The sequence below is a fragment of the Nocardia sp. NPDC004151 genome, from assembly GCF_042874235.1.
GTDB lineage: Bacteria > Actinomycetota > Actinomycetes > Mycobacteriales > Mycobacteriaceae > Nocardia.
Genome location: NZ_JBIAMR010000006.1, coordinates 289,787 through 315,784, shown reverse-complemented (window position 1 = coordinate 315,784; position 25,998 = coordinate 289,787). Strand labels below are relative to the sequence as shown.

Below are 25,998 nucleotides of genomic sequence, written 5' to 3'. Positions count from 1 at the left end.
AGCGCCGCGAACCCGCCCGCAGCGAAGCGGAGGGCAATCGAGCACCGCTAGATTGGAGCTCGTGTCAGCGCCCCTGGAAGCGGTCAAACAGACCATGCATACCCGCTGGCCGCTGTACTTAGCTTCGATGCTCGCGGCCAACGCGTTCGGCGCTGTCCTGGTGTGGGCGTTCATCGAGTACGGGTTGCCGGTGCCGGAGGGCGGCACCAGCGCGACCCGCGAGACCGGGCTGCTGGTGCCCGCGCTGGTCTTCGTGATCGGCGGATTCCTGAGCGTGACGGCGTCGGCGCTGATGCTGCGGCCGGTGATGCGGTGGCAGATGCGGGGCGGGCCGCCGTCGCGGCAAGAGCAGATGGCGGCGCTGCACGCCCCGTTGCGGCAGGCCATCGTGCATCTGGTGTTGTGGCTGATCGGCGGCGCGGTGCTGGCCTCGCTGATCATCGTGCGCACCCCGGAGCTGGCGGCGGCGGTGATCGTCACCGAATGTATGGCCGCCACCATCGTTTTCGGCTTCACCTACATGCTGGGGGAACGGATTCTGCGGCCGGTCGCGGCCGAGGCGCTGACCGTGGGGGCCTTCGACCACACCCTGACCGCGGGTGTCGGCACCCGGATGGCCATGACCTGGGGGATGGGCACCTTCGCGCCGACCATCGCCATCGTGCTGCTGTGCGTCACCCAGATTTCTTCTCGCGTCCAATTTTCCGCGCAGTCGCTGGCGGTCTCGATTCTCTTGCTGTGCGGCGTGGTGATCATGCAGGCGCTGGCGCTTTCCATGCTCACCGGCTCGTCCATTTCCGATCCGATCCGCCAGCTCAGCCAGGCCATCGACCGGGTGCAGGAAGGCGCCCGGGATGTGCAGGTGGAAGTTTTCGACGGCTCCGAGATAGGGCTGCTGCAGGTTGGCTTCAACCGAATGATGGGCGAGGCCGCGAAACGCCGGGAACTGCAGGAATTATTCGGTCAGCATGTCGGCGAGGATGTGGCCCGGCGCGCCCTGGAGTACGGCACCGAACTCGGCGGTGAAACCCGATTCGTGGCGGTCCTGTTCGTGGACATGGTCGGCTCGACCGCGACCGCGGCGGAACGCCCGCCGACCGAAGTGGTCAGCCTGCTCAACGAGTTCTTCCGGGTCGTGGTCGATGTCATCGACCGCCATCACGGGCTCATCAACAAATTCATGGGCGACGCCGCGCTGGCCATCTTCGGTGCGCCGCTGGATCGCCCCGACGCGCCGACCGCGGCCCTGGCCGCGGCCCGTGAACTGCGTGAAGCCCTGCGCGAGGTGGTCGGCCTGGATATCGGGATCGGCGTCTCGGCCGGGCTCGCGGTGGCTGGGAATATCGGCGGTGCAAATCGTTTCGAATACACCGTGATCGGCGATCCGGTGAACGAGGCGTCGCGTCTGACCGAACTCGCGAAAGATCGGCCCGAACGCGTCCTGACCTCGTCGAGTGCCCTGTTCTTCGCCGATGAGAACGAACAGCGGCATTGGCAGACCGGAGAAGAAGTGCAACTGCGTGGCCGCCGCCGGAAAACCCGGCTGGCGTGGCCGCGGGAAAGCACCGACCCCGCTGCTGCAGACGAGGCGGCGGCGAGTTCGTTAGGCTGACGACGTGACGGCCCATGGTGAGCTGGACGGCGAACCCACGCCGCCCGCGGACAACGCGCGCCGTGGCAGATTCTGGTGGGCCAAATGGGTGCTGGGCGCCGCGCTCGTGGGACTGCTGATTTCCGAGGGCATTTACCTATATCCCCGCCTGCACGAATCCTGGAAGAACCTCACCGAAATACATGGGGGCTGGGTCGCCGCCTGCATCCTCATGCAGGCGGTTTCCATGTCCGGGTTCGGTCGCATCCAGAAACAGCTGCTGCACGCCGGCGGCGTGGAGGTGAGTCAGCGCAAGTCGGTGTCGGTGGTGTACGGCTCCACCGGTATGTCGCTGACCTTGCCCGCCGGTCAGGTGTTCTCGACCGCCTTCACCTACCGCCAGACCCGCCGCTGGGGAGCGAGCCCGATCGTGGCGTCCTGGCAGCTGGTGATGTCGGGCGTGGTGGCGGCGGCGGGGCTGGCGCTACTGGGCCTGTTCGGCACGGTGCTGGCCGGGGACCGGGTGGGTCCGGCCAAGGTGATCTTGACGCTGGGCACGGTCGCGCTGCTGATCTGGGCGGTGAACTACGTGTCCCGGCACCCGGACGGGGTGCAGGGCCTGCTGCAGCGAATCCTGCACCTGGTCAACCGGATCAGACGCAGACCCGCGGACGACGGCATGGACAAGATCGAGGAGATCATGTCCCAGCTGGAATCGGTGGACCTGGGCAAACGCGATGGCGCGTGGGTGGTGGCCTGGGCACTGGTACACCGGCTCGCCGACGTCGCCTGCCTGGGATTCGCCTGCTACGCGGTGGGCGCGGACCCGCGCTGGGCGGCGCTCATGCTGGCTTTCGCGGCCGGAAAGGCCGTGGGCACCATTCCTTTGGCTCCCGGCGGCATCGTCTACGTGGACGCCACCCTCATCTACTCGCTGACCGCCGCGGCCGGGCTGCCCGCCGCGCAGGCCGTGGCCGCCGCCTTCCTCTACCGGCTGGTGAGCTTCATCCTGGTGGCGATCGTCGGCTGGATCGTCTTCCTGTTCCTGTTCCGCAAGCCGCAGGCCGGTGACGCCGAACTGGAGAAGGAGTTCGAGGAGCGCGGCAATTCGCTGGTCACGGACCGCCGCCGCGCCGCGCCTCCCGCGGACCCGGGCTCCCCCGCCGCCCCGGATCTTTAGCGTGGTGTCCCTGCACGAGCGTTCGCGGGCGGCCCGATAGCCTGTCCCGCGTGAAGAAACTCGTGCCCTTCGTCGTGGATGTCGCCCTGGTGATCGTGTTCTGCGCGATCGGGCGGCGCAGTCACGACGAGGCGATCGCCGCGGGCCTGCTGCGCACGTTCTGGCCGTTCGGCACCGGGCTGCTGCTGGGCTGGGTGCTCGCGGCGGCGGTGGCGGCGGGCCGGGAAGGCGTCTCGGCGGCACGGCGTTTCGACGGCCGCACGGTGTGGCCGACCGGCGTGATCGTGTGGCTGAGCACGCTGGCGGGCGGCATGCTGCTGCGCGCGGTGTCGGGTCAGGGCGTCGCGGTCAGCTTCGTCATCGTGGCCGCGACCGTCCTCGGGCTGTTCCTGGTCGGCTGGCGCGCGGCCGCGCAGGCGGTGTCCTCCCGCTGAACCGCCGCTAGTCCGGGGTGGCCAGCGACTGCAACAGCCGGGCGGCCACCCGAGCGGTGAGGTCGCCGCTGTCGGGATCCTCGATGTGGATGGCGAAGGCCAGATCCCCGAGGGTCGCGACCAGCCACCCGTTGTTGCCGGTGGTGGCGCTGTAGACCTGGACATCGCGATACCGGCCGAGGGCGGCCATCTCCGGCGCGCCGCCACCGTCGTGCAGCATGGCGCGCAAGCGGTCGGTGGCCTCCGGCGGCAGCGCGGCCAGGTCGGCCTCGGTGGTGGCCGGCTGGCCGATGGCGATCATCGGCTTGGGCACCTGCCCGCGCGCGACCGCGGCCGCCGCGATGGCCATGCCCCAGGGGCTGGCCAGCAGTGAGTCGGCGGCATTGCCGCGGCCGACGTTCTCGGCGGTGTTCTTCCCGGTGGGCAGACGGCCGGTGGTCTCGTCGAGGCCGGGCACCCGGAAGTCGATGCCGATGCCGAGCAGGCTGGCCGCGTCGGCGGCGTCGCCGACCGAGACATCTTGCGGCGCTTTGTGTTTGGTGACCGCGGCGACATTCTTGAACAGCTCGATCATGCCGCCGACCGGGTACAGCCCGGTGAAGGCGATATTGCCGCGCTCACTGGCCTGACTGTTCTGGGCGACCGCGACCAGGGCCCCACTCGAGGGCTGGATGGCGACGATGGAGGTCGGCGAGCCGGTGCTCACCGCGGCGTCCTCGGCGGCGCGCTGCAGGTGCTGGTCCATGGTGCCCGGAACGTCGGGTCCTGGCGGGCCCTGCTCCCCGGCGAGCTGGGTGACCATGGCCCCATCGGGCTCGAACAGCTGCACGCCCCAGCCGGAGTGGCTGTCGCGGTTCTCGTCCCACACCTTGGTGAGCGCGTCGAGCATGGGCGACCACACCCGGCGGTCGGCGGAGATGAGCTTGGGCTGCTTCTCCAGCACCACGCCCGGGATCGGGGCCATGCGCGGTTCGAGGATGGCGAAGTCGCCGTCGCGCAGGTTGACCGCGGTGATGGGTTTGCCCTGCGCGGCCGAAAGCTGTTGCATCAGGGCCGGTCCGTCGATGAGCGGGGCGACGGGGGCGATGGCGGCGGCGAGCGCGTTGGTCGAGGCGACCGGGTCGGCGATCTTGGCCGGGTCCAGCTTGACCACATTGATGGTCTGCTCGGTCATGAGCGGCTGGCCGACGATGTCGTTCACCCGCGGGGAGGGGTGGGCCTCGGTGCGGACCAGTTTGGCGGTCCGCTTGGCGTCGAGCTGCGGCATGACCAGGGCGGGATCCCACGAAATGCGCCAGCCCACACTGAGTTTGCGGACGGTGCCGTTGAGGTCGTACTTCCAGTTCCGGTTCTCGCCGAAGTTCCAGGCGCCGGTCATGGAGAAGAGGCCAGTCGTACCGTCCAGTTTGATGAACTGGGTCACGCGGTAGTCGGGCTTACCCGACCCCAGGCCCTCGAAAACTTGCTTCAGCGTTGCCGAAGCGCCCGCCGGATAGGAGGTCAGTCGCGACGCTCCGTCGTAGTCCTTCTTGTCGATCAGCGAGGTGAACTGTTCGACCACGTTCTCCGCGCCCGTCGATTTGTCCCGAAACCCACACGACCCCATCGCGATCGCGACGGCCGCCACACCCGCGAGTGCGATCGCACCCCGAACTCGGAAGCGGCGGGATCCCCACACATCCATATCGCCCACTCTTCACTCTGGCCACATCAGCATCAGGTCCACGGTACCGCGCTCCGAACGCCGCGGCGCCACCTTCTCCACCAGGTGCGCACATACTGAGCATCACCATAGTGCCGAAATCGTTCAGCAGGGACCAGTTACATGATCACCGGTCGGTTACAGCACTGGCGTGTTCGAGACTCGGCAGACCATTCGGTTCTCACTGGTGACAGCCCCGCGCGCGATTCGTGACCATGCCTCGAGACCCCGTTCTCCCAGAGCGGAACCCACGCCCTCAATTTCGACGTAACGTTGTAATCAGCATTACAACTCCATGCCGTAAGTGAGTGTGACCAACATGAGACACGGACATCGTGGACCCGGCTTCGGACGCACCGGCGGTTGGCAGCAGGCCGACCTCCCTGACGTCTCGGACGCCCCCGACTGGTTCGCTGGCAGATTGCCAGCCGACTGGTTCACCGGTCCCGCAACCCTCGAGGTCGATCGCGACGAAATCGTCGTCCTCGGCGAACTCCCCCTCCCCCCAGCCGAATCCGCCCCCGCCGCCGAACCCGGCGCGGACGCCCCCGCCGCCGACGCGGCCCCGGCCGGCGTCCCGCAGGCCACCCGCGAGGGCCTGCTCGCCCGCTTCCGGGAGTCCACCCGGCCCGCCCGCATGCAGATCGCCCAGGAGGCGCAGGCCCGCTACGGCCGCAATGTCGCCTGGGGCGTGCTCGTGGACGGCGAGCGAATCATGTTCACCCATCTGGCCGTACCGGTCATGACCCGATTGCGCCAGCCCGAGCGCAAGGTGCTCGACACCCTCGTCGACGCCGGGGTCGCCCGCTCCCGCTCCGACGCGCTGGCCTGGACGGTCAAACTGGCCGGCAAGCACGCCGAGGAGTGGCTCGGGGAATTGCGCACGGCCATGCGCAAAGTCGACGATCTGCGGACGGAGGGACCGCGCGGCCTGTGATCGCCGGACCGGCCGATAGAGTGGGCGCATGCCTGCTACCGGTCCGATCCTGGTGCTCAACGGCCCCAATCTGAACATGCTGGGCACCCGTCAGCCCGAGGTGTACGGGGCCGACACGCTCGACGATGTGGTCGAACTGTGCCGCAAGACCGCGGCCCGGTTCGATCGCGAGATCGTGGCGTTCCAGTCCAATCACGAGGGCGCGCTGATCGACCGCATCCACGCCGCCCGCGGTGTGGAGTCCGGCATCGTCATCAACCCGGGCGGGCTCACCCACACCTCGGTGGCGCTGCGGGACGCGCTGGTGATCCCGGAGGTGCCGATCGTCGAGGTGCACATCAGCAATGTGCACGCCCGCGAGGAGTTTCGGCACCACTCGTTCGTGTCCCCGATCGCGACCGCGGTGATCGCGGGCATGGGCATCCAGGGCTACGCGGCTGCCATCGAGTTCCTCAGCACGCGCTGACCGGTTCCCCAGCACGCGCCGATCGGCGCGAATCCTTCGACGAAGGGCCCGGCTCTCCCCAGAGCCGGGCCCTTTTTCACGTTCTGGACACATAGCTTGAGCACCTCAAAATGTAGTAGTTATGCTACATACGATCCGTCTTCTACTACCGAGGGGTGTCATGACGGTCGGCGAGGACGTCGTACTCGACGTCGAGAATCTGCGCATGCGCTACGGCACGCGCGACGTGCTGCACGAGGTCGGTTTCCAGGCGCATCGCGGCGAGGTGCTGGCCCTGCTCGGTCCCAACGGCGCGGGCAAGACCACCACCATCGAGATCCTCGAGGGCTTCCGCATGCGCTCGGCGGGCCGGGTCGAGGTGCTCGGCACCGACCCCGCGCACGGCGGCGAAGCCTGGCGGGCGCGCCTGGGCGTGGTGCTGCAATCGTGGCGCGACCACGGCAAATGGCGGGTGCGCGAACTCCTCGACTACCTGGGCATGTTCTACGCGCCCTACTCCACCCCCGCCATCCGACGGCCCTGGGACACAGACGAACTGATCGCCGCCGTCGGCCTCACCGAGCACGCGGACGCCAAGGTGATGACCCTGTCCGGTGGCCAGCGTCGCCGCCTGGACGTGGCCATCGGCATCGTCGGCCGCCCCGAACTACTGTTCCTGGACGAGCCGACCGCGGGCTTCGATCCGCAGGCGCGCCGTGAATTCCACGACCTGGTGCACCGTCTCGCCGACGACGACCACACCACCATCCTGCTCACCACCCACGATCTGGACGAGGCCGAGAAGCTGGCCGACCGCATCCTGATCCTGGCGGGCGGCCGCATCATCGCCGACGGCTCCGCCGATCAGCTCTCCCGCCGCATCGCGGGTGAGGCCGAGGTGAAGTGGACCCGCGACGGGCAGCGCTTCGTGCACACCACCACCGAGTCCACCAAGTTCGTCCACGAGCTGTTCAAGCAGTTCGGCGAGGCCGTGGAGGAGCTCGAGGTGCGCCGCGCCTCGCTCGAGGACACCTACATGACCCTGGTCCAGCGGTTCGAATCCGGCCAGGGCGACATCGAATTGCACAGTTTGGAAGAGGTGGCCCGATGAACCCGACGACCATGGCGATCCGGGCCGGGCTCCGGCGCGGGCGCATCGAAGTGGTGCAGACCCTCACCAACGGGATGGACATCTTCTCGCAGTTCTTCTGGCCGGTGGCCACCATGGTCGCGGTGTTCTTCATGCGGCACGGCGACTTCGAGGGCACCGGCGTCGGCCTGGGCGCGCTGGCGCTGCCCAGCGTGCTCGGCATGCTGGTCGCCTTCACCGGCATGTTCGGCATCGCCCAGGGCCTGGCCATGGATCGCGAGGACGGGACCCTGTTGCGCGCCAAGGCCACTCCCAACGGGATGCTGGGCTATCTGATCGGCAAGGTCACCGCGGTCTCCGGCGTCACCGTGGTGCAGGTGGCGCTGATCCTCGGTTTCGGCCTGTTCGCCATCGGCGGGGTGAGCCTGGACAGCGTCGGCGCGTGGGCCACCCTGATCGGCATCCTGGCGCTCGGTCTGCTGGCGTGCCTGCCGCTGGGCGCGATCATCGGCTCGGCGTTCGACAGCCCGCGCAGCATCGGCTTCGTCTCGTTCCCCATCATGGGTCTCGTGGCGATCTCCGGAATCTTCTACCCCATCACCGGCCTGCCCGGCTGGCTGCAAGCGGTGGCGCAGGTGTTCCCCATCTACTGGATGGGCCTGGGCATGCGCTCGGCCATGCTGCCCGACAGTGCTTCGGTGGTGGAGCTGACCCACTCCTGGCGGCACCTGGAGACCGTCGCGGTGCTGGGCGCGTGGGCAGTCGCGGGCATCCTGATCGCGCCGATGGTGTTGCGCCGCATGGCCCGCCGCGAATCGGGTGCGGCGGTGGCGGCCCGCCGCGAGAGGGCCATGGCGCGTGCCTACTAACAGCGAGGTCATCTACAACCGGATCGCCATGTTGCGGGCCGAGCGCGGTATCTCGCGGCGGGAACTGGCCGAGGCCCTGGGCGTGCACTATCAGACGGTCGGCTATCTGGAGCGCGGCGAGTACAGCCCGAGCCTGCACCTGGCGCTGCGGCTGGCGACCTATTTCGAGGTGCCGGTGGAGATCATCTTCTCCACCGCCCCGTTCCCGCGCATCGGCTCCGAAACCGCCTGAGCCATCAGCTCATAGGTCGACACCGGGTTCCCGGCCGCCAGGCTGGCGGCCACCGCCCGGCGCCAGAACTCCTGGGCGGTGTGCGAGAGCGTGGCGTCCACGCCGGCCTCCTCGCTGGCGTCGATGACGTGCTGGGCGCCCGCGTCCATCATGCGCAGCCCCGCCAGGTCGGCCCAGCCGCCGCTCGCGTTCCGCACCGAGAACTGCTCCATGAAGTACGGGAAGGCGGCATTGGAGCGCACCGCGAACGGCACGAACTGCGCGATGTCGTGGCCTGCCCGGGCGATCATGGCCGTGGCCTGGTCGAAGGCCAGCAGCCAGGGATGGAAGATGGTGAGCAGGCCCTGGTAGAAGACCTGGGCCAGACCGTCATCCGCGCCCAGGTATTCCTGCGGGCCGAGTGGGCGCAGCAGCTCGGCGTGCGGGTCGAAGACCGCGCGCGGGCCGCTGTAGAAGATGTACGACGCCGGGTGCTCGATATTGTTGCCCGCCGACATGACGCCGCCGGACAGGAATTCGGCGCCGCGCTCCCGCACCCACGCCGCGCCCCGGCGCGCCTGCTCGGGTGAATCCGAGGACAGGTTGGCGATCACCTTGCCGCTCAGGCGATCCGCGTCCGGCCCGAGAACGTCGTACATGGCCGCGTAGTGGGTGAGGCTGAGCACCGTCACCTCGTTGGCGTCGAGCGCCTCGGCGACGGTGCCCGCCCGCTTCGCCCCGAGCTCGACCATGGCGTCCGCCTTCTCGGGGCTGCGGTTCCAGACCGTCACCTCGACCCCGGCCTTCAGGAATGCCTTCACCATCGCCCGGCCCATCGGGCCCAGGCCGATGACGGTGACGGAATTGCGCTGATCGGACATGCTGTACCCCTTCGATTTCGGCTGTTCTGTGGTGGCGCGCCGGAATCGATGGTGGCCCGGGATCGGTAGCCTCGGGAAGACCGCACCCGCGGGTGCGGTTGCTTACCTGGAAGTTGGCGATCTGGTCAGGAGGGCGCGATGAGTACCGGTGGTGACGGGGATCACGAGGTGTGCGGCATGTCCATCGCCATCGGCGCGGTCGGCGGCAAATGGAAACTGCACCTGATGTGGGTGCTGGCCGAGGGCACGCAGCGCTTCGGGCAGATCCGGCAACTGCTGACCGGCGTGAGCGAGAAGGTGCTCACCGAGAACCTGCGGCAGATGGAGGCGAGCGGTCTGGTGCACCGGGAGATCTTCCCGGAAATCCCACCGCGCGTGGAGTATTCGCTGACCGAGCTGGGCCAGGAGCTCAGCGCGGCCCTGCGACCGCTGGAGGAGTGGGGCGACCGCAATCGGAACCGGATTCCCGGCCGCGCGCTCACCCCGTCCGCCTAGGCTCCGCCGATCCGCTCACCGATCCGTTCCAGTAGATCCGCGGCATCCGCCATGCTGCGGGCCGGGTCGGGCTCCAATTCCGACAGCGCGTAGGCCGCCTCGAATCCGGCGCCCCGCACCTGGTCCGGGGTCAGCCGCACCCGGCCCGCGACCGCGATGACCGGCAGGCTCGCCGCCCGGGCCGCGCGGCAGACCCCGATCGGGGCCTTGCCGGACAGGCTCTGCGCGTCCAGTGAGCCCTCCCCGGTGACGACCAGGTCGGCGTCCTTCAGCTGGGCCGGGAAGTCGATGAGGTCGAGGATCAGCTCGATGCCCGGGCGCAGTCGCGCGCCGAGAGCGGCCAGCGCCCCGAATCCGGTGCCGCCCGCCGCGCCCGCACCCGCCCGGTCCGCCCATTCCGGCCCGAGCACGGCGGCCCAATTCTTCAGTGCTGCTTCGAGAGTGGTGACCTGCTCGGGGTCCGCGCCCTTCTGCGGGGCGTAGATGGCGGCCGCGCCGTCCGGTCCGAGCAGCGGGTTGTCCACATCGCTGGCCAGGGTCACGGTCGCATCGGCCAGGCCGGGATGCAGATCGCTGCGGTCCACGCGTACGGCGCGCGCGAGAGCCGCTCCCCCGCAGGGCAATTCGTGGCCGTCGACATCGAGGATGCGCAGGCCGAGGGCTTGCAGCAGGCCCGCGCCGCCGTCGGTGGAGGCGCTGCCGCCCAATCCGAGCACGATGTCGCGCGCACCCCGGTCGAGCGCGTCACCGATCACGTCGCCCACGCCGTAGGTGCTGGCGTGCAGGGGATCCGGTTGCCTGTCCGGCAGTTTCGCGAACCCGCTCACCGCGGCCAGCTCCACCACGGCGGACCGACCGCGCACCGCGTAGGAGGTGGTCACCGGCGCGAGGGTGGGCCCGAAGCTGTCGACCTCGATCCGCTCCCAGCCCGCCGCCACGAAGGCGTCCACGGTCCCGTCGCCGCCGTCGGCCACCGGTGAGCGCCGCACCTCGGCGCCCGGGTCGGCGCGGGTGATTCCCGCCGCGAGTGCGTCCGCCACCTGTGCGGCGGTCAGTGAGCCCTTGAATTTGTCCGGGGCGAGCAGCACCCGGCGCGGCCGTGGGTCCGTCATGCGTCCAGTGTGATCGCTGCGGCGGAAAGCGACACGCCAGGCGACACGGTTCGACCAAACGGACAAATTGCCAGGGCCGGGGAACTAGCGTCGCACGCATGCCGAGTCAGTCGATCGAGGTCCGTAAGAATTCCGCGCTGGAGCGGTTCGAGTTGTATATCGACGATTACCTCGCCGGGGTCGCGGCGTATCAGGACACCGCCAATGAGCGGGCCTTCGTGCACACCGAGATCTATCCCCAGTTCGAGGGGCAGGGGTACGGGCGCAAGCTGGTGCAGGGCGCGCTCGATCAGACCCGGGACGCCGGGTTCGGGATCCTGCCGCTGTGCCCGATGGTGCACCACTTCGTCGAATCCCGGCCCGAATACCTGGCTTTGGTGCCGCACTGGTCCCGGGAACGGCTCAATCTGCCGCAGCACTGACGCCTAGTACTCCTTCACCGCTCCGTCCAGCGCGACCTGCAGTTCGTCGCGGACCACCCGGGTGATCTCGGCCGGTTTGGCGGGCAGCCCGGCGACCGGCACCCCGAAGTAGAAGCTGGCCGAGTACGCCTCCTCCTTGGTGGGCTCCACCGCCGGATCCAGGCGCGGTCCGTAGCTGAGCCCGAGGCTCACCAGCGCCGGTTCGGCGCCGAGCTTCTTGGCTCGGAAGGCGATGTGCCCGATGCCGCTTCCGATGGTCTGCACCTGGGTGGGGTCGACATCGTTGCAGGTCCCCTCCGGGAACACCGCGATCCCGTCCCCGCGGGCCATGCGCTCGGCGCAGATGTCGATCATGCGCTGCCCAGCCGCGTTGACCGCGCGCAGCCCGTGGTCCTTGCCGCGGAACACCGGGATCCCGCCCATCATGTCGATGCGTTCGCGCAGCTTGGGCTCGGTGAACAGCTCGTCCTTGGCCAGCACCCGGGTGCGTCCGATGACCGGCCGCAAGGCGCTGCGCCAGGCCGCGGCGGCGACCGTGTACGGATCCAGCTGGGAGAGGTGGTTCACCGCGATGAGCAGCGGACGCCGCTGGGAGATCAACTCGCGCAACTTCTCCCGCGCCCCGGCCGCATAGGTCACGCGGGGCCGGTAGCGACGACCCAGCAGCCAGTAGGCCGCCTTCGCCTTCAGCAGGTTCTGCTGATGGTCACGGTAGAAGTCGTACACGATATCGGCGTTCTCGAGGATGACCTCGGGGCGTTCCATAGCGCCCACCCTAGCTACCAACCGCAAGGTATGCGGGACAAGTTCTTCCGCCCCCCGACGGCACAAAAGGGTAACCGGCAAATTAAGCAACGCAATTACCCAGTCTCAGTGCGATGATGACTGAGTGGCACGTGCAGAGGAACACGGTGACCGATCTCGACGCGAATTCCGGCATGAGGACCAAGTGGTTCGGCCAGGAACTCTGCTGGTGTCGGCAACCGATCTGACCGAGCCGTCCTTCCGGCGCTCGGTGGTCTACATCCTCGAGCACAATGACGGCGGCACCTGGGGCGTGGTGCTCAACAAGCCCAGCGACACCGCCCTGCACGATGTGCTCCCCAACTGGTCCGAACTCGCTGCCGGGCCGCGCGCCCTCTACATCGGCGGCCCCGTGAAACGCGATGCGGCACTCTGCCTGGCCACCATCAAGGTGGGCGCGTCCATCGCCGGGGTGGCCGGCGTGCGGCGGGTCGACGGCCGGGTGGCCCTGGTGGACCTGGATTCCGACCCCGACCAGATCGACGGTCTGGTCGACGGCATCCGGGTCTTCGCGGGCTACGCGGGCTGGACCTTCGGCCAGCTGCAAGGCGAATTGGACCGCGGCGACTGGATCGTGCTCTCGGCTCTGCCCACCGACCCCCTGGCGGGCCGCGTCGACCTCTGGGCCCACGTCCTGCGCCGCCAACCCCTCCCCCTCTCCCTCCTCGCGACGCACCCGATCGAACTGGAACGCAACTAGGATCGTGGATCCGGTATGGCACCCACTGCCGTCCCGAACGCGACAACTGATCTGGTGATCCATGGGTAACTCACCGGGTACGCCCAGAACGCCAGCTTCACACCGCCGGTCCGGTGCGCGACCGATGTGGCACCCCGCCGTCGGCGAGAGTCGCGGAGAGGCGGGTTAGCGCGATGCCGGAGGACCAGGCCGCCCTGCTCCGGGCGCTCTACGAGGAGCACGCGGGCGCACTGTGGCGCTACACCTACGGGTTGGTCGGAGATCCGGGCCGGGCCGAGGACATCGTGCAGGAGACCCTGCTACGCGCCTGGCAGCGGCCCACTGTGCTGGATCAGTCCACCAGTTCCGCGCGGGCGTGGCTGTTCACCGTCGCCCGTAACCTGGCGGTGGACGAGCATCGCAGCGCGCGCAGCCGGCGCGAGTTCCGCACCGATCGCCCCCCGGAGGTGCCCGAACCGGACAAGACGGATCGGGCGCTGGACGGGTGGCTGGTGGCGGACGCGCTGGCGCGACTGAGCGTCGATCACCGCGAGGTGATCGTCCGCGCCTACTACCGGGGCCTGTCCACGCATCAGATCGCGGGGGAACTGGAGATTCCGGAGGGCACGGTCAAATCGCGCATGCACTACGGCATGCGGGCGTTGCGATTGGTGCTGCAGGAGATGGGGGTGACGAGATGACCGAGGGCCATGAGCTGTGCGATGGCTACACCACGTGGGATGGCGCATATGTGCTCGGCGCTCTCACCCGGGACGACCGCCGCGAGTACGAGGAGCATCTGACCGGATGCGACACCTGCCGCGCGGCCGTGTCGAAACTGGCGGGACTGCCCGGCCTGCTGGCCCTGGTGGACCCGGAGACCGCGCTGTCGATTGCGGCGCAGGAGGATCCGGCCGCGAGCGTGCCGCCGCCGCCCGAACGCCTGCTGCCCGCCCTGGCGAACCGGGCGCTGGCGAGCCGCCGGCGCGGCCGCCGGCGGTCGATCGGCGCGGCGGTGGCGGCGGCGGCCGCGGCGGTGGCCGTGGCGGTGCCGGTGACCGCGACCGTCGACCGATCCGACCGTCCGGCGGTGGTGCAGCAGGTGGTGGCGCAGGGACCGCTGAAGCCGCAGACCGACACCCCGATGCAGGCCACCTTCAAGGTGGTGTCGATCAACGGCCAGACCCGGGTGGACATGTGGTGCGCCTACCCGCCGTCCGACGAGAAGGACGAGGTGTACGCGTGGACGCTGACGATGTGGGTAACCCGCGTCGACGGCGTGCAGTCCAAACTCGCCGAGTGGACGGTCAAGTCGGGCCAGAGCCTGACCCTGGACGGCACCGCGTCGGCCTCGCCGGAGCAGTTGAAGACGGTGGAGATCCGCAACCTGTCCGGCAAGGTCCTGATGGCGGCCGGGCTCTAGGCGGTCTTGCGACGGAAAGTCGTGGTGGCCCAGAAGTATCCGGCGACGGTGATCACCACGCACCAGCCGATGGCGAGCGCCCCGTTGTGCCCGATCGGCCCGCCCATCAGCAGCCCGCGCAGGGTTTCGGTGATCGGCGTGAACGGCTGGTACTCGGCGAACTGCTTCACCCCGGCGGGCATGGTGTCGGTGGGCACCAGCCCGCTGCCGAGGAAGGGCAGCAGCATGATCGGCATGGGCAGGTTGGAGGCGCTCTCCGGAGTCTGGGCGACCAGGCCGAAGCCCGCGCCGAGCCAGTTCACCGCGAACACCATCAGCCCGAGCAGTCCGAACGCCGCCAGCCATTCCAGCGCGTTCGCGTGCGGCCGGAAGCCGATGGCGACCGCGGCCAGCGTCATCACGACCACCCCGGCCATGCCCTGGATCCAGGTGCCCACCACGTGCCCGGTCAGCACCGACGGATGCGAGAAGTGCATGGTGCGAAAGCGATTGATGATGCCCTTGGTCATATCGGTGGACACCCCGACGGCGATGCCCGCGACCATGTAGGCCGGGATCAGCAGCATCATGCCGGGCGTCAGATAGTCGATGTACCGGCCGCCGGTGGCGGACTTCAGCGCGCCGCCGAATACGAAGTTGAACAACAGCAGCAGCACCACCGGCATGATGACCAGCGCGAAGGTCATGCCCGGATACCGCTTGGCGTGCACCAGATTCCGCCGCAGCATCGTCTTGGAATCGGCGAACGACGTGGTGAGAGTGCTCATTTCAGGTTCTCCTCGATGGAAGCGTGGCCGCCGGTGAGGGCCAGGAAGACATCGTCGAGGTCGGGGGTGTGCACGGACAGTCCCGCGGGCTCCACCCGCGCCGCGTCCAGCCGGTCGAGCACCTCGCGGACCGAGCGCACCGCGCCGTCGCTCGGAATGGCCAGCGTGAGATCACCGTTGACCCGCGCCGCGTCGCCGAACAACTGTGCGACGGAGTCGAATTCACCGCGTTCGAGGAAGTCGAGCCGGATATATCCGCCCGGCACCATGCGCTTGAGCTGATCCGCCGTGCCCTCGGCCACCAGCCGCCCCTGATGCAGCACGGCGATGCGATCGGCCAGCTGATCGGCTTCTTCGAGGTACTGGGTGGTGAGGAAGATGGTGACGCCCCGCGCGGTGAGGTCGCGAATGATGTCCCACATGGCCCGGCGGCTGCGCGGATCCAATCCGACGGTGGGTTCGTCGAGGAAGATGATGCGCGGATCGCCGACCAGCGTCATGGCCAGATCGAGTCGCCGCGTCATACCGCCGGAGTAGCTGGACGCGATCTTGTCGGCGGATTCCTCGAGATCGAAGGTGGCCAGCAGTTCCGCTGCGAGCCTGCGGTTCTCGGCGCGCGGCAGCTGGTGCAGGTCCCCCATCAGCAGGAGATTCTCCCGCCCGGTGAGCAGTTCGTCGACGGCCGAGAACTGGCCGGTGACCCCGATGACCGACCGCACCCCGCCGGGATCGGTGACCGGATCGTGCCCGCCGACGCTGATCTCGCCGCCGTCGGGCCGCTTCAGCGTGGACAAGATCTCCACGGTGGTGGTCTTGCCCGCGCCATTGGGCCCGAGCAGCGAGAACACGCTGCCCGCGGGCACGGTGAAGTCGATGCGGTCTAGCACGATCTGCTCGCCGAAGGATTTGCACAGGCCGGTGACGCTGATGGCCGCCGGACCGGGTTCGAGGTTCATGTCTCCCTCTCATCAATTAATAGGCATGAATGCATGCGTCATCTACGCCGTGACCGCCGAGGCTTGCGGTCAAGGTTGTCGGTTACAGCTGTTCGGTTGTGTTACACGGATTGTCGAATCAGATGTCGAGGTCCTCGACGTTCGGATGTTCGGTGGCGTCGATAACGCGGGCGTAGAGCCGATCCGGGATCTTGCCCCTCAGCTCCTGCACGGTGTCGAAGACCTCGAGGGTGAAGTCTCCCCAATTCTGTTCCCCCACACCGAGGAAGCGCCGCCATTGCCGCCAGTCCTTGAGGATGTTGGTGTCGGCCGGGAACTCCGACCAGTTGGAGAAGTGGCTGTGCACCGCGTACGCGCCTTTGCGTGTGCGGTACACCCGAATGTCCTCGATGCGCTCATTGGTCACCTGGTGCCAGTCGGTCAGCAGGGTGGCGGAGAATCGAACCTGCCGGATCCCGTCCTTGCCGACCTTGAGGACCACCTCGTCGTAGCCCTGCTGGCGGCCCTCCTCGAGCTCGATGAAGCGCCGCAACGCCGTCACGATCGCCCCCGAGAGATTGCCCCCGACCAACTCCTGAGCCCGCTGAAAGAGTGTGAGGTCGTCATCGGAAACGTAGATCGTCTTGTTCGGCATGACCCAACTATACGTAGACGTATACATACACGGCAAGAGTTGATCCAACTCTCGGAACTCTCAGGGACTTCACCCCTGAAACCCCACGAACACCGGCAGTCGAGCAGCAGGATTGAACCGCTGGCTACCCGGATTTCGTATCCCGAGTGAGCGGTACTCGGTCACCGGTGGCGACCACCGAAAGGAATCGCCCATGCATAGCGGTACACGGGTCGCGGACCGGCTGGTCCAGGCGATCTCGACGCTGGGCGTACGGCACCTGTTCGGGGTCGGCGGCGCCAATATCGAGGACCTGTACGACGCGGCCTACGAACAGCGCGACCTGATCACCGCGGTCGTCGCCAAGCACGAGTTCGGCGCGGCCACCATGGCCGACGGCTACGCGCGCTCCACCTCGGGTCTCGGGGTGGTCTGCGCGACGTCCGGCGGCGGGGCCGTGAACCTGGTCGCGGGGCTCGCCGAATCCTTCGCTTCCCGGGTGCCGGTGCTGGCCCTGATCGGCCAGCCCCCGACCGCGCTGGAGGGCCGGGGCGCGTTCCAGGACTCCAGCGGGCAGGCGGGCAGCTTCGACGCGGTCGCGCTGTACTCGCCGATCTCGCAGTACTGCGCGCGGGTGGAGGCTCCCGCCGACCTGCCCGCGCACCTCGCCCACGCCGTCACCGCCGCCCGCCGCGGTGGCCCCGCGGTCCTGTTGCTGCCCAAAGATATTCAGCAGGCCGACCTGGTCATCCCGGATTTCGTGCCGCCCTCGCGCGACTACCGCCGGGAGATCGAGAGCCTGTGGCGGGTGGTGCACATCGTGCGCGGCGCCCGGGCCCTCGGCAAGATCGTGATCATCGCCGGGGACCAGGTGGCCCGCGACGACGCCCGCGACGAACTGGCCCGCTTCGCCGCCCGGCTGGACGCGGCCGTCGGGGTCGCGCCCGACGCCAAGGACGTCTACCACCACGCCGACCCGGGGTTCTGCGGCGTCTCCGGCAGCATGGGCAATCCGGAACTGCTCGACGCGCTGCAGGGCGCCGCCCTGTGCCTGCTGATCGGCACCCGTATGCCGGTCACCGCCCGGGCGGGTATGGAGGACGCGCTGGCGGCCGTGCCGCTGGCGAGCGTCGGCGCGCTGCCGCCGTACCTGCCCGCCGCCCACGCGCACAGCAATTACCTGTCCAAGACGCTCAACGAGCTGATCGCCGAATTGGATTCCGCCCCGGCCGAGAACACCGCCCGGATCATTCCGCTGCGACCCCATCCGCACCGCGAGCCCGCCCTCACGCCGCTGCCCGTCCCGCCCGCACACGGTCCCGGACTGCGGTATCGCGAGGTGGTCGAGATCATCAACGACGCCCTGCCGCCAGGCGCGGACGTGTTCGCCGATGCGGGCAATACCGGTGCGGCCGTGGTGCATCACCTGCGGCTGCCGCGCGGCGGCCGGTTCACGGTGGCGCTCGGCATGGGCGGCATGGGGTACGCGTTCGGGGCCGGCATCGGATCCGCGTTCGCCCGCCACCACCGCCCCGACGGCGGCCCGCGGCGCACCTTCGTGATCGCCGGGGACGGGGCGTTCTTCATGCACGGCATGGAGATTCACACCGCCGTCGAGCACCGGCTGCCGATCACCTTCATCGTCCTCAACAACAACGCGCACGCCATGTGCGTCACCCGCGAACAGCTGTACTACGGGGATCGGTACAGCTTCAACCGATTTCGTCCCGCGTATCCGGGCGCGGGGATGGCCGCCATGTTCCCGGATCTGTGCACCCACGCACCGGAGAACCGGGCCGAGCTCGCCGCGGCGCTGCGGCACTGCCTCGACCGCCCGGGTCCGTCGTTCGTCGCGATCGACTGCGATCCCGACGAAATCCCGCCGTTCACACCGTTCCTGACGCCACCCAGGAGGTAATCCGTGACCACCCGTGCCCTGCCCGCCCTCAGTGACATTCCGGACGCGGTCGTGCCCGGCGTGCTGCGGATCGAGAACTCCGATCGCGACGCCACCACCCCGATCATCCTGGACATGCTCCGCTCGGTGTACCCCCACGACCAGATCTTCGGCGACTTCTGCCCGGTCCAGGGCTATATCGACGCCCCGCCCCGGGACCTGTACGAGTACCTCGCCGACACCCGGTGCCTGGAGGAGTGGACCTACAGCCTGCGCGGATTCACCGAGACCGAGGAACCCGGACTGTGGGAGTCCTACGACCGGCTGGGCGACAACACCCGGATCTACACCCGCACGGTGGCCAATCCCGAAGCCATGACCGTGGACTACCACTGCGCCTGGGATCAGCGCGAGCACCTGTGGATGGTCTATCTGATGCGGGTGGTCGACGCCCAGGTGGTGTTCGACAAGCCGGGCTCGGTGGTGCTGTGGACGAACTGCCATCACCCGTTCTACGACAAGAACCCCTGCAAGGACACCGCGCCCGACAAGCGCAAGGTGTGGGTGGGCGACTTCTGGGAGATGTTCTCCGCCGGGCACCAATTGGAGCTCGACAACCTCCGGGGCATCGCGGAGTACCGGGCCTCGCACGGGCTACCCATCAAGCCCGCCTGGATGAAATGAGGACGCGCCATGGACTTCACCGATCCCGCCCTGCGGATGCCGCCCGCGGTCAGTCTGGTCGATGTCGCCGGGTACCTGCCCGGTGATCCGGTCGGCACCGAGTACTTCACGCAGTTCTCGCGCTCGGACCGGATGGCCAAGAACGTCATGTTCCGCGCTCCCCAGGGCCGTCACCATGTGGGTCGCGACGAGACCGCCGTGGACATGGTCGAGCAGGCCGTCGCCCCGCTCATCGAACGCCATGGGGCACAGGAGATCTCGAACATCGACGTGCTGCTCACCCACACCCAGCTGCCCGACAACCCAGTGCTGGGGGCCGGCCCGGAAGTGGCGCGGCGGCTGAACATGAAGCCGCGCTGGGTTTTCGACATCCACAACGGCGGCTGCGCGGCGTTCGTGCACATGATGTGGACCGCCCGCATGATCCTGCAGACCACCGACGCGCGCACCGCGCTCATCGCCTGCACCCAGAACTGCGCGGGCCCGGTGTTCACCCAGCCCGATATCCGCGGGCTCGCGCAGGCCCCCGTCCCCGGCGACGGCTGCGGGGTCGGGCTGCTGGTGAAGGACGGTTCCGCGCCGATCCTCGACATCGAATGCCGCACCTATCCGGAGTTCGCGGGCGATATGGAATTCAGCACCAACGGCGACCGCAAGTACTGGGAGCCGGGCGAAGGCCAGGGCTGTGTCAGCTTCACCGAATCCAAAGTGGCCAAGGTGATGACGCGCGGCAATCGGCTGGTGCCGGAGGTCGCGCAGGCGGTGTGCAAGCGGATCGGCGTGAAGTCCAGCGATCTCGACACCTTCGTCACCAACCAGCCCAACCGGCTGTTCCTGCGCAATTGGAACGAGGCCATGGAACTGCCGCCCGAACGGCATCCCGACACCTTCGACAGCTGCGGAAACCTGTTCGCCGCGGGCATTCCGGTGACCCTCGACGCCGAGAACCGGGCGGGGCGGCTGCGCAACGGATCGGTGGTGCTGATGGCCGCCTTCGCGCACGCGGGCGACTTCGCGGGTGCGGCGGCCGTGCGCTGGGGAGCCGCCCGATGACCCGCCCCGTGCCGTGGCCGACGGGGCTGCGCGCCGACTCGGGCGCCGTCCGCTTCGACCTGAGCCTGAGCGAGAATCCTTTTCCGCCGCTGCCTTCCGTCATCGCCGCGATCGACACCAGTCTCGGCGGGGTCAACCGGTACCCGGAATTCCTGCCGCAGCGGCTGCCCCGGCTGATCGGCGAGCACCTCGGGGTGGACGCCGACCGGATCGTGGTGGGGGCGGGCGCGACCGGGGTCACCATGCAGATCATGCAGACCCTCCCTCGCCCCGGATCCGAATTCGTCTACGCCACACCGACCTTCGATGGCTATCCGATCATGGCGAACATGGCGGGACTGCGGCCGGTGGCGGTGCCGCTGGACGGCAACGGCAACCAGGACCTGTGGGGCATGGCGCGTGCGGTCGGCGACCGCACCGGACTGATCGCGGTGTGCCGCCCGCACAATCCGACCGGCACCGTCGTCGGGGCCAGCGAGTTGAAGGCGTTCCTGTGCTCGGTTCCGGCGCGGGTGCCGGTGATCCTGGACGAGGCGTACGTCGAATTCCTCGGCGCGGCCGACGCACTGGACCCGCTCGAACTTATCCACAGGCATCCCAATGTGCTGGTCCTGCGCACTTTCTCGAAGGCGTACGGGCTGGCCGGGCTGCGGATCGGCTACGCCTTCGGCGCGGCGGAGCCGGTGCGGCGGGTGCGGCGGCTGCAACTGCCGTTCGGGGTGCCAGGCCCGGCGGTGGCCGCGGTGCGCGCCTCCTATGCCGCGGAAGCCGAACTGGGCGAACGGATTCTGCGCATCGCCACCGAACGCGAGCTACTCCGGACAGACCTGCGCCGCGCGGGCATCCGGGTGCCGCGCTCGAGCGCCAACTTCCTGTACCTGCCCGGCCGCGACATCGCGCCCGCGCTGGCCCGGGCCGGGATCGCGGCCAAGCGCTACCCGGACGGCAGCGCCCGCATCGCGGTGGGTCATCCGGGTGCGCACCGCGCCGTGCTGCACGCCCTGGCCGACCGGCCCTCCGCCGGACTGCGCCGCGCGCTGCGGCGCGAGGACAGCCGGCTGCTGTCACTCACGGCGCGGTACGAGCCCAGCGTCCTGCGAGAGCGGCACAGGTGATCAGCTGAATCTGGTGGAACATCATGAGCGGCAGCACGACCAGGCCCACCGAGTGACCGGCGAACAGCACCGTCGCCATGGGCAGCCCGGTGGCCAGGCTCTTCTTGGAACCGCAGAACACCACCACGATCCGGTCGGCGCGATCGAACCGCACCGCCTCGCCGAGGAAACCGGTGGCCGCCAGCACGATCGCCAGGATCACGCAGCACACCACCGCCAGCCCCAGAATCCGCCACGGCGACATGGCGTGCCAGATGCCCTCCACCATGCCCGCGCTGAAGGCGCTGTAGACCACCAGCAGGATGGACCCGCGATCCACCAGCTTGGTCGGCTCGGCGTAGCGGGACAGGAAGCCCTTCACCTTGGGCCGGATCAACTGGCCCACGAAGAACGGCACCAGCAGCTGGAGCACGATGTCCACCACCGCGGACGGATCCACGCTCGCCTGGCCGGTGGTGTTCATGAGCAGGATCACCAGCGCGGGGGTCAGGAACACGCCCAGCAGGTTCGACACCGTGGCGCTCACGATCGCGCCCGCCACATTGCCCTTGGCGATGGAGGTGAACGCGATCGAGGACTGCACCGTCGACGGCACCAGGCACAGGAACAGCACGCCGGTGTAGAGGTCGGGGGTGAGGATGTGCGGCACCAGCACCCGCGCGGCCAGGCCGATCAGCGGGAAGACGATGAACGTGCAGGACAGCACCGTCAAGTGGAGTCGCCAGTGCTTGAGGCCCTCGATCGCCTCGTGCGGCGCCAGGCGGGTGCCGTAGAGCAGGAACAGCAGCGCGATGGCTATCTTCGTCAGCCAGTTCACGACCTCGGCGGCGTCGCCCCGGGCCGGGAAGATGCTGGCCAGGACGACCATCCCGAGGATCGACAGAATGAAGCCGTCGATGTAGAACTTGCTGAGAAATCGCACCGGATCAGGCTAATCACCGAAAGTTTCTTCGGATGACCACCCCGAGGTCGCTCGGATAACACGGCACCCGCGCAGCCGCGATACTGGAGTTGATCGACTGTCACGACGACTCCCGAGGGGAATCGCCATGGTCCATGGGACCGTCGCGGCCGCCGCCGCGACCAACACCTGGGGGATATCCGGCCCGGCCTTCCTCTTGTTCTATGTCCTCGCCGGGTTGCTGGCGATCGCTGCCGGATACGCGATCCGCGCGAGCGTGCTGCGGCGGATCGACCCGGCCTGGCCGCCCGCGGGACCGCTGACGCCGAGCGAGACCGCCCTGCTCGTCGACGACCGGCGGCCGGTGCTGGCGGCGCTCGCACAGCTGCGCGGCCACGGGATCATCGATTCCAGCGGCAGACCGGTCCGGCCCTACAGCGCCGGCGAGGCCTCGGAGCTGGATCAGATCTCCCGCACCCTGTGGGCGAGCCTGAGCCGATCGGACCAGCTCAACATGACGTCGATGCTGGTCGCGACCGCCGGCGTCACCGATCGGATGCGCAAGGACCTCAGCTACCGCGGCTACCTCTTCGGCGACCAGCAGCGAAAATCTCTGCGGACGGCCCGGTTTCCGCTCTTCGCCGTGCTGCTGCTCGGACTTGCCCGGCTGATCGCTGGTGTGGCAAGCCATCATTCGGTGGGCTTCCTGGTGATCGTCATGATCGTGCTGAGCGTCGTCACCGTCGTGGTGGGTCGCGCGCCGCGGCTGACCCGACGCGGCCGCGACACCATCGAGCACGCCCGCAACAACAACCTGCATCTGAGACCCGCCAACGCGCCCGCCTACGCGGCGTACGGCGCCGGTAGCGCCGCCCTCGCGGTCGCGCTCTACGGCTCGCTCGTGTTGTGGACCCTGGACCCGGCCCTCGCCGGGGCCGCCGATCTCGCGGCCGGAACCAGTGGCGGCGGAAGCAGCTCGTGCGGCAGCGGATCCAGCTGCGGCACCAGCGACAGCGGAGGCGGCAGCAGCTGCGGAAGTAGCAGCAGCTGCGGCAGCAGCTGTGGCGGAGGAGGCTGCGGCGGATGACCGGATCACCGCTTCCCGAGGGCGCGCTGGGCATCGGCTGGCGGCGCGAGATCTGCGGCATGGTCGCCGCGCTGGACGGCATCGGCTTCTGCGAGGTCATCGCGGAGACGTTGGCGCCGAGCGGTTCCGGGCGCAGGCGCGGGCGGGGCGCCGGGGCCGTGGTGCCGGAGGAACTCGCCGCGCTGGTGGCGCGCGGGATACCGGCGGTGCCGCACGGTGTTTCACTATCCCTGGGCGGTGCGGAAGGGGTGGACGACCGGCGGGTCGCGCATCTCGCCGACTGCGCGCGGGCCCTGGGCTCGCCGCTGGTGAGCGAGCACATCGCCTTCGTGCGCGCGGGCGGACTGGAAGCCGGTCACCTGCTGCCGGTCCCGCGCACCCGCGAGGCGCTGGATGCCTTGGAGCGCAATATCTTCCGCGCCAGCAGACAGCTGGACGTACCGTTGGCGGTGGAGAATATCGCGGCGCTGTTCGAATGGCCGGACGCCGACTACACCGAGGCCGAGTTCCTGCAGGAACTGGTGGAACGCACCGGCGTCTATCTGCTGCTCGATATCGCGAATGTCTATGCCAATGCCCGCAATACGTCACGTGACCCGCTGACCGAGCTGTTGCGGCTACCCGCCGAACGGGTCGCCTACTGCCATGTGGCGGGCGGCCACGAGTCGGACGGACGCTACATCGACACGCATGTGCACAGCGTCCCCGCCGAGGTCCTGGACCTGGTGGCCGAGTTCACCACCGGGCGATCGGTCCCGCTCATGCTGGAACGCGACGGAAACTACCCGCCCGCAACCGAACTCGCCGCCGAGCTGAACGCCATCGCCGCGGCGTCCGGCCGCGCGCCCGTCACCCTGCACCCGGAGGCGATTCCGGCATGACCATCGAATCGGAGCGCGCCGCGGGCACACTCGCCGAACAGCAGGCCGCGATCGTGCGCGCCCTGGTCGCCGGGGACAGTCCGCCGCCCGGCTTCGACACCGGTGACCTGGCGGCCACCGCCCACGGCCTGCTGCACAAGCGGGCCGACGAGGTGGCGCGGCGCTTCCCGGGACTGGCCGTCGCCGCCGGTCCCGACTTCCGCACCCGGTATCTCGAGTGGGCGCGCACCCGCCCGAAGACCAGCACCCCCGAGGACGCGGCCGCCTTCGCCGCGTCGGTCGGCCTGCCCGACCCGCGCCCGCGCCGCGGCCTGCGTGCGCGACTGCTCGGCCGCGGTCGGCACTGAGGCCACCCGGATCGGCAATGATGGATCGTGGTCTTCTCCAGGCGTGATCCGCGACACGGCTTCCGGCCCAATCCCGCACCGGCGGCCGGGACGGCCAGCCGGGTGCTGTTCCGATTCGGTGTGGCGCGATGGGAATTCGTACTGCGGCAGACGATCCTCGAGCCGGGCGGCCGCACCGGCTGGCACTACCACGACGGAACCCTGTTCGTGCTGGTCACCGGTGGTGCGCTCGATCATCCGCGAGCGGATTGCACGCCTGTCACCGTGCGGCCGTGGCGAGTCTTCCGCGAGCCCAGCGGTCCCCGGCACGCACATCTGGCGCGCAACAGCGGCGGACGGCCCATCATGCTGACCGTGTTCTACGTGAATCCGAAGGGCAGCCCGCTCTCGCGGGGCATTCCGACCCCGCCGTGCGCGGGCGAACCCTCGGCGAGTGATCCGGCGCACTGAGGCATGCTGAGTTCATGATCGAGGTCGTCACCGTCAGCACCGAGCGGGAACTCGCCGACGCCTACGCCGTGCGGTTGAAGGTCTTCGTCGCCGAGCAGGGCGTGCCGGAGGAGATCGAGATCGACGAGCTCGACGAGGTCGCCGATCATTTCCTGGGACTGCTGGACGGCAGGCCCGCGGGGGCCGGGCGGCTCATCGTGCGGGACGGGATCGGGATTCTCGGGCGGCTGGCCGTGCTGGCCGAGTCCCGCGGCACCGGACTCGGCGCGGCCCTGGTCCGGGCCATCGAGGAGCGGGCGCGGGCCCGTGGACTGGTCGCGATCGAACTGCACTCGCAGACCCACGCCACCGGCTTCTACGAGAAGCTGGGCTACGTGCGGTTCGGGGAGATCGGCATGGACGCGGGCATCCCGCACATCTGGATGCGGCGCTCGCTCACCGAGTGAGTCAGGCGGTCTCGCAGGTGTCGCGCAGCGAGCACCCGCCGCATGCGCTGCCGCACCCGCCGACCTTCTCCTCCGGGAAGGCGTTCGCGATGGCCTTCTCCGCCGCCGCCGCGCCCGCACCCATGGTGAACAGCGCGATCACCACGGCGACCACCGCGAGCGCCAAGGCCGGGACGCCCCCGGCCACCAGCGCCACCGCGCCGCTCGCCGCGAGCAGCAGACCCGCCACGATGGAGGTCGGGCCGGCCACCTTGTTGGCCAGCTTGAAGGCCTCCTCGGTCTTCAGCGCCGCGTCGGAGTGCACCCCGAAATAGCGATTGCCGGGCAGGGTGCCGGTGAGTCCGAGCACGCCCGTGACCACGGCCACAGCCGCGAGGACAAAGAGGATCAGCGCCACGACGAACACCCCGCCACGGTACCTGTCAGGCCGGTGCGGACCCGCCGCGGGCCTGCTCCGGACACCGTCGGCGGGAGCAGCCTCGACCCTTTTTGGGGCCCGAGGTACCGACGTTTTACCCTGGTGAGC

General features: G+C 69.0%; 31 protein-coding genes. 22 read left to right on the top strand and 9 right to left on the bottom strand.

The window, feature by feature from the left end; translation table 11 throughout:
* The first annotated feature begins 94 nt into the window (after positions 1 to 94).
* The 3 genes from ACFYTS_RS16925 to ACFYTS_RS16915 are packed head-to-tail and all read left to right on the top strand — an operon-like array spanning position 95 to position 3,205.
* Positions 95 to 1,612 (top strand): adenylate/guanylate cyclase domain-containing protein, encoded by a 1,518-nt coding sequence (locus tag ACFYTS_RS16925; RefSeq protein WP_357275868.1) that lies wholly within the window; start codon positions 95 to 97, stop codon positions 1,610 to 1,612.
* A gap of 4 nt (positions 1,613 to 1,616) precedes the next feature.
* Positions 1,617 to 2,771: a YbhN family protein gene (locus tag ACFYTS_RS16920; protein WP_387305066.1), complete on the top strand. Its 1,155-nt coding sequence runs from the start codon at positions 1,617 to 1,619 to the stop codon at positions 2,769 to 2,771.
* A gap of 50 nt (positions 2,772 to 2,821) precedes the next feature.
* Positions 2,822 to 3,205 (top strand): DUF3054 domain-containing protein, encoded by a 384-nt coding sequence (locus ACFYTS_RS16915; RefSeq protein WP_357274540.1) that lies wholly within the window; start codon positions 2,822 to 2,824, stop codon positions 3,203 to 3,205.
* A 7-nt stretch (positions 3,206 to 3,212) separates the two neighbouring features.
* On the opposite strand, the gene ACFYTS_RS16910 is transcribed toward ACFYTS_RS16915, so the two are convergent.
* Positions 3,213 to 4,889: an NTF2-like N-terminal transpeptidase domain-containing protein gene (locus tag ACFYTS_RS16910; protein ID WP_357274542.1), complete on the bottom strand. Its 1,677-nt coding sequence runs from the start codon at positions 4,887 to 4,889 to the stop codon at positions 3,213 to 3,215.
* Between the two features lie 337 nt (positions 4,890 to 5,226).
* On the opposite strand from ACFYTS_RS16910, the gene ACFYTS_RS16905 reads away from it, so the two are divergent.
* From ACFYTS_RS16905 to ACFYTS_RS16885, 5 genes are all read left to right on the top strand, one after another.
* Positions 5,227 to 5,844, top strand: coding sequence for a hypothetical protein (locus ACFYTS_RS16905; RefSeq protein WP_357274544.1), 618 nt, complete (start codon positions 5,227 to 5,229; stop codon positions 5,842 to 5,844).
* 28 nt (positions 5,845 to 5,872) lie between these two features.
* Positions 5,873 to 6,310 (top strand): type II 3-dehydroquinate dehydratase, encoded by a 438-nt coding sequence (gene aroQ, locus ACFYTS_RS16900; protein WP_357274546.1) that lies wholly within the window; start codon positions 5,873 to 5,875, stop codon positions 6,308 to 6,310.
* A gap of 160 nt (positions 6,311 to 6,470) precedes the next feature.
* Complete coding sequence (locus tag ACFYTS_RS16895; protein ID WP_357274548.1) at positions 6,471 to 7,400, top strand: ABC transporter ATP-binding protein; 930 nt, start codon at positions 6,471 to 6,473, stop codon at positions 7,398 to 7,400.
* On the top strand, positions 7,397 to 8,248 hold the full coding sequence (locus ACFYTS_RS16890) for an ABC transporter permease (protein WP_387305062.1): 852 nt from the start codon (positions 7,397 to 7,399) through the stop codon (positions 8,246 to 8,248). The genes ACFYTS_RS16895 and ACFYTS_RS16890 overlap by 4 nt, the downstream gene beginning before the upstream one ends.
* Before the next feature lie 28 nt (positions 8,249 to 8,276).
* On the top strand, positions 8,277 to 8,480 hold the full coding sequence (locus ACFYTS_RS16885) for a helix-turn-helix transcriptional regulator (RefSeq protein ID WP_387305175.1): 204 nt from the start codon (positions 8,277 to 8,279) through the stop codon (positions 8,478 to 8,480).
* Here ACFYTS_RS16885 and ACFYTS_RS16880 read toward each other — a convergent pair.
* A complete protein-coding gene (locus ACFYTS_RS16880) occupies positions 8,408 to 9,340 on the bottom strand; it encodes an NAD(P)-dependent oxidoreductase (RefSeq protein WP_387305060.1) in 933 nt (310 codons plus the stop codon). The genes ACFYTS_RS16885 and ACFYTS_RS16880 overlap by 73 nt on opposite strands.
* Before the next feature lie 138 nt (positions 9,341 to 9,478).
* Between ACFYTS_RS16880 and ACFYTS_RS16875 the strand changes: the two genes are divergently transcribed.
* Entirely contained in the window at positions 9,479 to 9,835 is a 357-nt protein-coding gene (locus ACFYTS_RS16875; protein WP_379272881.1) for a winged helix-turn-helix transcriptional regulator, read from the top strand.
* On the opposite strand, the gene ACFYTS_RS16870 is transcribed toward ACFYTS_RS16875, so the two are convergent.
* Positions 9,832 to 10,947, bottom strand: a complete 1,116-nt coding sequence (locus ACFYTS_RS16870) for a glycerate kinase (protein WP_387305058.1) — start codon at positions 10,945 to 10,947, stop codon at positions 9,832 to 9,834. The two genes, ACFYTS_RS16875 and ACFYTS_RS16870, sit on opposite strands and share 4 nt — an antisense overlap.
* Positions 10,948 to 11,045: 98 nt before the next feature.
* On the opposite strand from ACFYTS_RS16870, the gene ACFYTS_RS16865 reads away from it, so the two are divergent.
* Positions 11,046 to 11,369, top strand: a complete 324-nt coding sequence (locus ACFYTS_RS16865; protein ID WP_357097358.1) for a GNAT family N-acetyltransferase — start codon at positions 11,046 to 11,048, stop codon at positions 11,367 to 11,369.
* Positions 11,370 to 11,372: 3 nt separating this feature from the next.
* Here ACFYTS_RS16865 and ACFYTS_RS16860 read toward each other — a convergent pair whose 3' ends face one another.
* Positions 11,373 to 12,134 carry a lysophospholipid acyltransferase family protein gene (locus ACFYTS_RS16860; protein WP_357274558.1) on the bottom strand — a complete coding sequence of 254 codons (762 nt, stop codon included), beginning with the start codon at positions 12,132 to 12,134 and terminating at the stop codon, positions 11,373 to 11,375.
* A 124-nt stretch (positions 12,135 to 12,258) separates the two neighbouring features.
* Here ACFYTS_RS16860 and ACFYTS_RS16855 point away from each other — a divergent pair, with 124 nt between their 5' ends.
* The 3 genes from ACFYTS_RS16855 (at position 12,259) to ACFYTS_RS16845 (ending at position 14,275) form a co-directional block, all read left to right on the top strand.
* Positions 12,259 to 12,873 (top strand): YqgE/AlgH family protein, encoded by a 615-nt coding sequence (locus ACFYTS_RS16855; protein WP_357274560.1) that lies wholly within the window; start codon positions 12,259 to 12,261, stop codon positions 12,871 to 12,873.
* A gap of 173 nt (positions 12,874 to 13,046) precedes the next feature.
* The gene (locus tag ACFYTS_RS16850) at positions 13,047 to 13,553 is read left to right on the top strand and encodes a sigma-70 family RNA polymerase sigma factor (protein ID WP_387305055.1); all 507 of its coding nucleotides are present in this window, start codon (positions 13,047 to 13,049) and stop codon (positions 13,551 to 13,553) included.
* Complete coding sequence (locus ACFYTS_RS16845) at positions 13,550 to 14,275, top strand: zf-HC2 domain-containing protein (RefSeq protein WP_357274564.1); 726 nt, start codon at positions 13,550 to 13,552, stop codon at positions 14,273 to 14,275. Before ACFYTS_RS16850 ends, ACFYTS_RS16845 begins: the two co-directional genes overlap by 4 nt.
* Here the strand turns inward: ACFYTS_RS16845 and ACFYTS_RS16840 are convergent.
* The 3 genes from ACFYTS_RS16840 to ACFYTS_RS16830 form a co-directional block, all read right to left on the bottom strand.
* Complete coding sequence (locus ACFYTS_RS16840; RefSeq protein ID WP_387305052.1) at positions 14,272 to 15,042, bottom strand: ABC transporter permease; 771 nt, start codon at positions 15,040 to 15,042, stop codon at positions 14,272 to 14,274. The two genes, ACFYTS_RS16845 and ACFYTS_RS16840, sit on opposite strands and share 4 nt — an antisense overlap.
* Positions 15,039 to 15,998, bottom strand: a complete 960-nt coding sequence (locus ACFYTS_RS16835) for an ATP-binding cassette domain-containing protein (protein WP_387305050.1) — start codon at positions 15,996 to 15,998, stop codon at positions 15,039 to 15,041. Before ACFYTS_RS16835 ends, ACFYTS_RS16840 begins: the two co-directional genes overlap by 4 nt.
* Positions 15,999 to 16,116: 118 nt before the next feature.
* Positions 16,117 to 16,632: an EXLDI protein gene (locus ACFYTS_RS16830; RefSeq protein WP_357274571.1), complete on the bottom strand. Its 516-nt coding sequence runs from the start codon at positions 16,630 to 16,632 to the stop codon at positions 16,117 to 16,119.
* Between the two features lie 193 nt (positions 16,633 to 16,825).
* Here ACFYTS_RS16830 and ACFYTS_RS16825 point away from each other — a divergent pair, with 193 nt between their 5' ends.
* Genes ACFYTS_RS16825 through ACFYTS_RS16810 form a run of 4 tightly spaced genes read left to right on the top strand, consistent with a single transcriptional unit; the run spans position 16,826 to position 21,360 of the window.
* Positions 16,826 to 18,529, top strand: a complete 1,704-nt coding sequence (locus tag ACFYTS_RS16825; protein WP_387305047.1) for a thiamine pyrophosphate-binding protein — start codon at positions 16,826 to 16,828, stop codon at positions 18,527 to 18,529.
* Positions 18,530 to 18,532: 3 nt separating this feature from the next.
* Positions 18,533 to 19,192: an SRPBCC family protein gene (locus ACFYTS_RS16820; protein ID WP_387305044.1), complete on the top strand. Its 660-nt coding sequence runs from the start codon at positions 18,533 to 18,535 to the stop codon at positions 19,190 to 19,192.
* A 9-nt stretch (positions 19,193 to 19,201) separates the two neighbouring features.
* Entirely contained in the window at positions 19,202 to 20,245 is a 1,044-nt protein-coding gene (locus ACFYTS_RS16815) for a 3-oxoacyl-[acyl-carrier-protein] synthase III C-terminal domain-containing protein (RefSeq protein ID WP_357274577.1), read from the top strand.
* On the top strand, positions 20,242 to 21,360 hold the full coding sequence (locus ACFYTS_RS16810) for an aminotransferase class I/II-fold pyridoxal phosphate-dependent enzyme (protein ID WP_387305042.1): 1,119 nt from the start codon (positions 20,242 to 20,244) through the stop codon (positions 21,358 to 21,360). Before ACFYTS_RS16815 ends, ACFYTS_RS16810 begins: the two co-directional genes overlap by 4 nt.
* On the opposite strand, the gene ACFYTS_RS16805 is transcribed toward ACFYTS_RS16810, so the two are convergent.
* On the bottom strand, positions 21,314 to 22,282 hold the full coding sequence (locus ACFYTS_RS16805; RefSeq protein ID WP_357274581.1) for a bile acid:sodium symporter family protein: 969 nt from the start codon (positions 22,280 to 22,282) through the stop codon (positions 21,314 to 21,316). The two genes, ACFYTS_RS16810 and ACFYTS_RS16805, sit on opposite strands and share 47 nt — an antisense overlap.
* 127 nt (positions 22,283 to 22,409) lie before the next feature.
* Between ACFYTS_RS16805 and ACFYTS_RS16800 the strand changes: the two genes are divergently transcribed.
* Genes ACFYTS_RS16800 through ACFYTS_RS16780 form a run of 5 tightly spaced genes read left to right on the top strand, consistent with a single transcriptional unit; the run spans position 22,410 to position 25,472 of the window.
* Positions 22,410 to 23,348, top strand: coding sequence for a TIGR04222 domain-containing membrane protein (locus ACFYTS_RS16800; RefSeq protein WP_387305039.1), 939 nt, complete (start codon positions 22,410 to 22,412; stop codon positions 23,346 to 23,348).
* Positions 23,345 to 24,229 carry a DUF692 domain-containing protein gene (locus tag ACFYTS_RS16795; RefSeq protein ID WP_357274585.1) on the top strand — a complete coding sequence of 295 codons (885 nt, stop codon included), beginning with the start codon at positions 23,345 to 23,347 and terminating at the stop codon, positions 24,227 to 24,229. Before ACFYTS_RS16800 ends, ACFYTS_RS16795 begins: the two co-directional genes overlap by 4 nt.
* Positions 24,226 to 24,576 (top strand): hypothetical protein, encoded by a 351-nt coding sequence (locus tag ACFYTS_RS16790; RefSeq protein WP_387305036.1) that lies wholly within the window; start codon positions 24,226 to 24,228, stop codon positions 24,574 to 24,576. The genes ACFYTS_RS16795 and ACFYTS_RS16790 overlap by 4 nt, the downstream gene beginning before the upstream one ends.
* 27 nt (positions 24,577 to 24,603) lie before the next feature.
* Complete coding sequence (locus ACFYTS_RS16785; protein ID WP_357274589.1) at positions 24,604 to 25,026, top strand: hypothetical protein; 423 nt, start codon at positions 24,604 to 24,606, stop codon at positions 25,024 to 25,026.
* A 14-nt stretch (positions 25,027 to 25,040) separates the two neighbouring features.
* Positions 25,041 to 25,472, top strand: a complete 432-nt coding sequence (locus tag ACFYTS_RS16780; RefSeq protein WP_357274591.1) for a GNAT family N-acetyltransferase — start codon at positions 25,041 to 25,043, stop codon at positions 25,470 to 25,472.
* A 1-nt stretch (position 25,473) separates the two neighbouring features.
* Here ACFYTS_RS16780 and ACFYTS_RS16775 read toward each other — a convergent pair whose 3' ends face one another.
* The gene (locus ACFYTS_RS16775) at positions 25,474 to 25,878 is read right to left on the bottom strand and encodes an SdpI family protein (RefSeq protein WP_357274593.1); all 405 of its coding nucleotides are present in this window, start codon (positions 25,876 to 25,878) and stop codon (positions 25,474 to 25,476) included.
* Between the last annotated feature and the right edge of the window lie 120 nt (positions 25,879 to 25,998).

What these genes read in the sequence shown, in the direction of transcription:
- ACFYTS_RS16800 (WP_387305039.1), top strand. Translation starts at nt 22,410, where the DNA reads ATGGTCCATGGGACCGTCGCGGCCGCCGCCGCGACCAACACCTGGGGG.
- aroQ (WP_357274546.1), top strand. Translation starts at nt 5,873, where the DNA reads ATGCCTGCTACCGGTCCGATCCTGGTGCTCAACGGCCCCAATCTGAAC.
- ACFYTS_RS16810 (WP_387305042.1), top strand. Translation starts at nt 20,242, where the DNA reads ATGACCCGCCCCGTGCCGTGGCCGACGGGGCTGCGCGCCGACTCGGGC.
- ACFYTS_RS16880 (WP_387305060.1), bottom strand. Translation starts at nt 9,340, where the DNA reads ATGTCCGATCAGCGCAATTCCGTCACCGTCATCGGCCTGGGCCCGATG.
- ACFYTS_RS16895 (WP_357274548.1), top strand. Translation starts at nt 6,471, where the DNA reads ATGACGGTCGGCGAGGACGTCGTACTCGACGTCGAGAATCTGCGCATG.
- ACFYTS_RS16780 (WP_357274591.1), top strand. Translation starts at nt 25,041, where the DNA reads ATGATCGAGGTCGTCACCGTCAGCACCGAGCGGGAACTCGCCGACGCC.
- ACFYTS_RS16870 (WP_387305058.1), bottom strand. Translation starts at nt 10,947, where the DNA reads ATGACGGACCCACGGCCGCGCCGGGTGCTGCTCGCCCCGGACAAATTC.
- ACFYTS_RS16865 (WP_357097358.1), top strand. Translation starts at nt 11,046, where the DNA reads ATGCCGAGTCAGTCGATCGAGGTCCGTAAGAATTCCGCGCTGGAGCGG.
- ACFYTS_RS16890 (WP_387305062.1), top strand. Translation starts at nt 7,397, where the DNA reads ATGAACCCGACGACCATGGCGATCCGGGCCGGGCTCCGGCGCGGGCGC.
- ACFYTS_RS16850 (WP_387305055.1), top strand. Translation starts at nt 13,047, where the DNA reads ATGCCGGAGGACCAGGCCGCCCTGCTCCGGGCGCTCTACGAGGAGCAC.
- ACFYTS_RS16830 (WP_357274571.1), bottom strand. Translation starts at nt 16,632, where the DNA reads ATGCCGAACAAGACGATCTACGTTTCCGATGACGACCTCACACTCTTT.
- ACFYTS_RS16910 (WP_357274542.1), bottom strand. Translation starts at nt 4,889, where the DNA reads ATGGATGTGTGGGGATCCCGCCGCTTCCGAGTTCGGGGTGCGATCGCA.
- ACFYTS_RS16790 (WP_387305036.1), top strand. Translation starts at nt 24,226, where the DNA reads ATGACCATCGAATCGGAGCGCGCCGCGGGCACACTCGCCGAACAGCAG.
- ACFYTS_RS16825 (WP_387305047.1), top strand. Translation starts at nt 16,826, where the DNA reads ATGCATAGCGGTACACGGGTCGCGGACCGGCTGGTCCAGGCGATCTCG.
- ACFYTS_RS16815 (WP_357274577.1), top strand. Translation starts at nt 19,202, where the DNA reads ATGGACTTCACCGATCCCGCCCTGCGGATGCCGCCCGCGGTCAGTCTG.
- ACFYTS_RS16835 (WP_387305050.1), bottom strand. Translation starts at nt 15,998, where the DNA reads ATGAACCTCGAACCCGGTCCGGCGGCCATCAGCGTCACCGGCCTGTGC.
- ACFYTS_RS16925 (WP_357275868.1), top strand. Translation starts at nt 95, where the DNA reads ATGCATACCCGCTGGCCGCTGTACTTAGCTTCGATGCTCGCGGCCAAC.
- ACFYTS_RS16840 (WP_387305052.1), bottom strand. Translation starts at nt 15,042, where the DNA reads ATGAGCACTCTCACCACGTCGTTCGCCGATTCCAAGACGATGCTGCGG.
- ACFYTS_RS16795 (WP_357274585.1), top strand. Translation starts at nt 23,345, where the DNA reads ATGACCGGATCACCGCTTCCCGAGGGCGCGCTGGGCATCGGCTGGCGG.
- ACFYTS_RS16875 (WP_379272881.1), top strand. Translation starts at nt 9,479, where the DNA reads ATGAGTACCGGTGGTGACGGGGATCACGAGGTGTGCGGCATGTCCATC.
- ACFYTS_RS16845 (WP_357274564.1), top strand. Translation starts at nt 13,550, where the DNA reads ATGACCGAGGGCCATGAGCTGTGCGATGGCTACACCACGTGGGATGGC.
- ACFYTS_RS16885 (WP_387305175.1), top strand. Translation starts at nt 8,277, where the DNA reads ATGTTGCGGGCCGAGCGCGGTATCTCGCGGCGGGAACTGGCCGAGGCC.
- ACFYTS_RS16860 (WP_357274558.1), bottom strand. Translation starts at nt 12,134, where the DNA reads ATGGAACGCCCCGAGGTCATCCTCGAGAACGCCGATATCGTGTACGAC.
- ACFYTS_RS16905 (WP_357274544.1), top strand. Translation starts at nt 5,227, where the DNA reads ATGAGACACGGACATCGTGGACCCGGCTTCGGACGCACCGGCGGTTGG.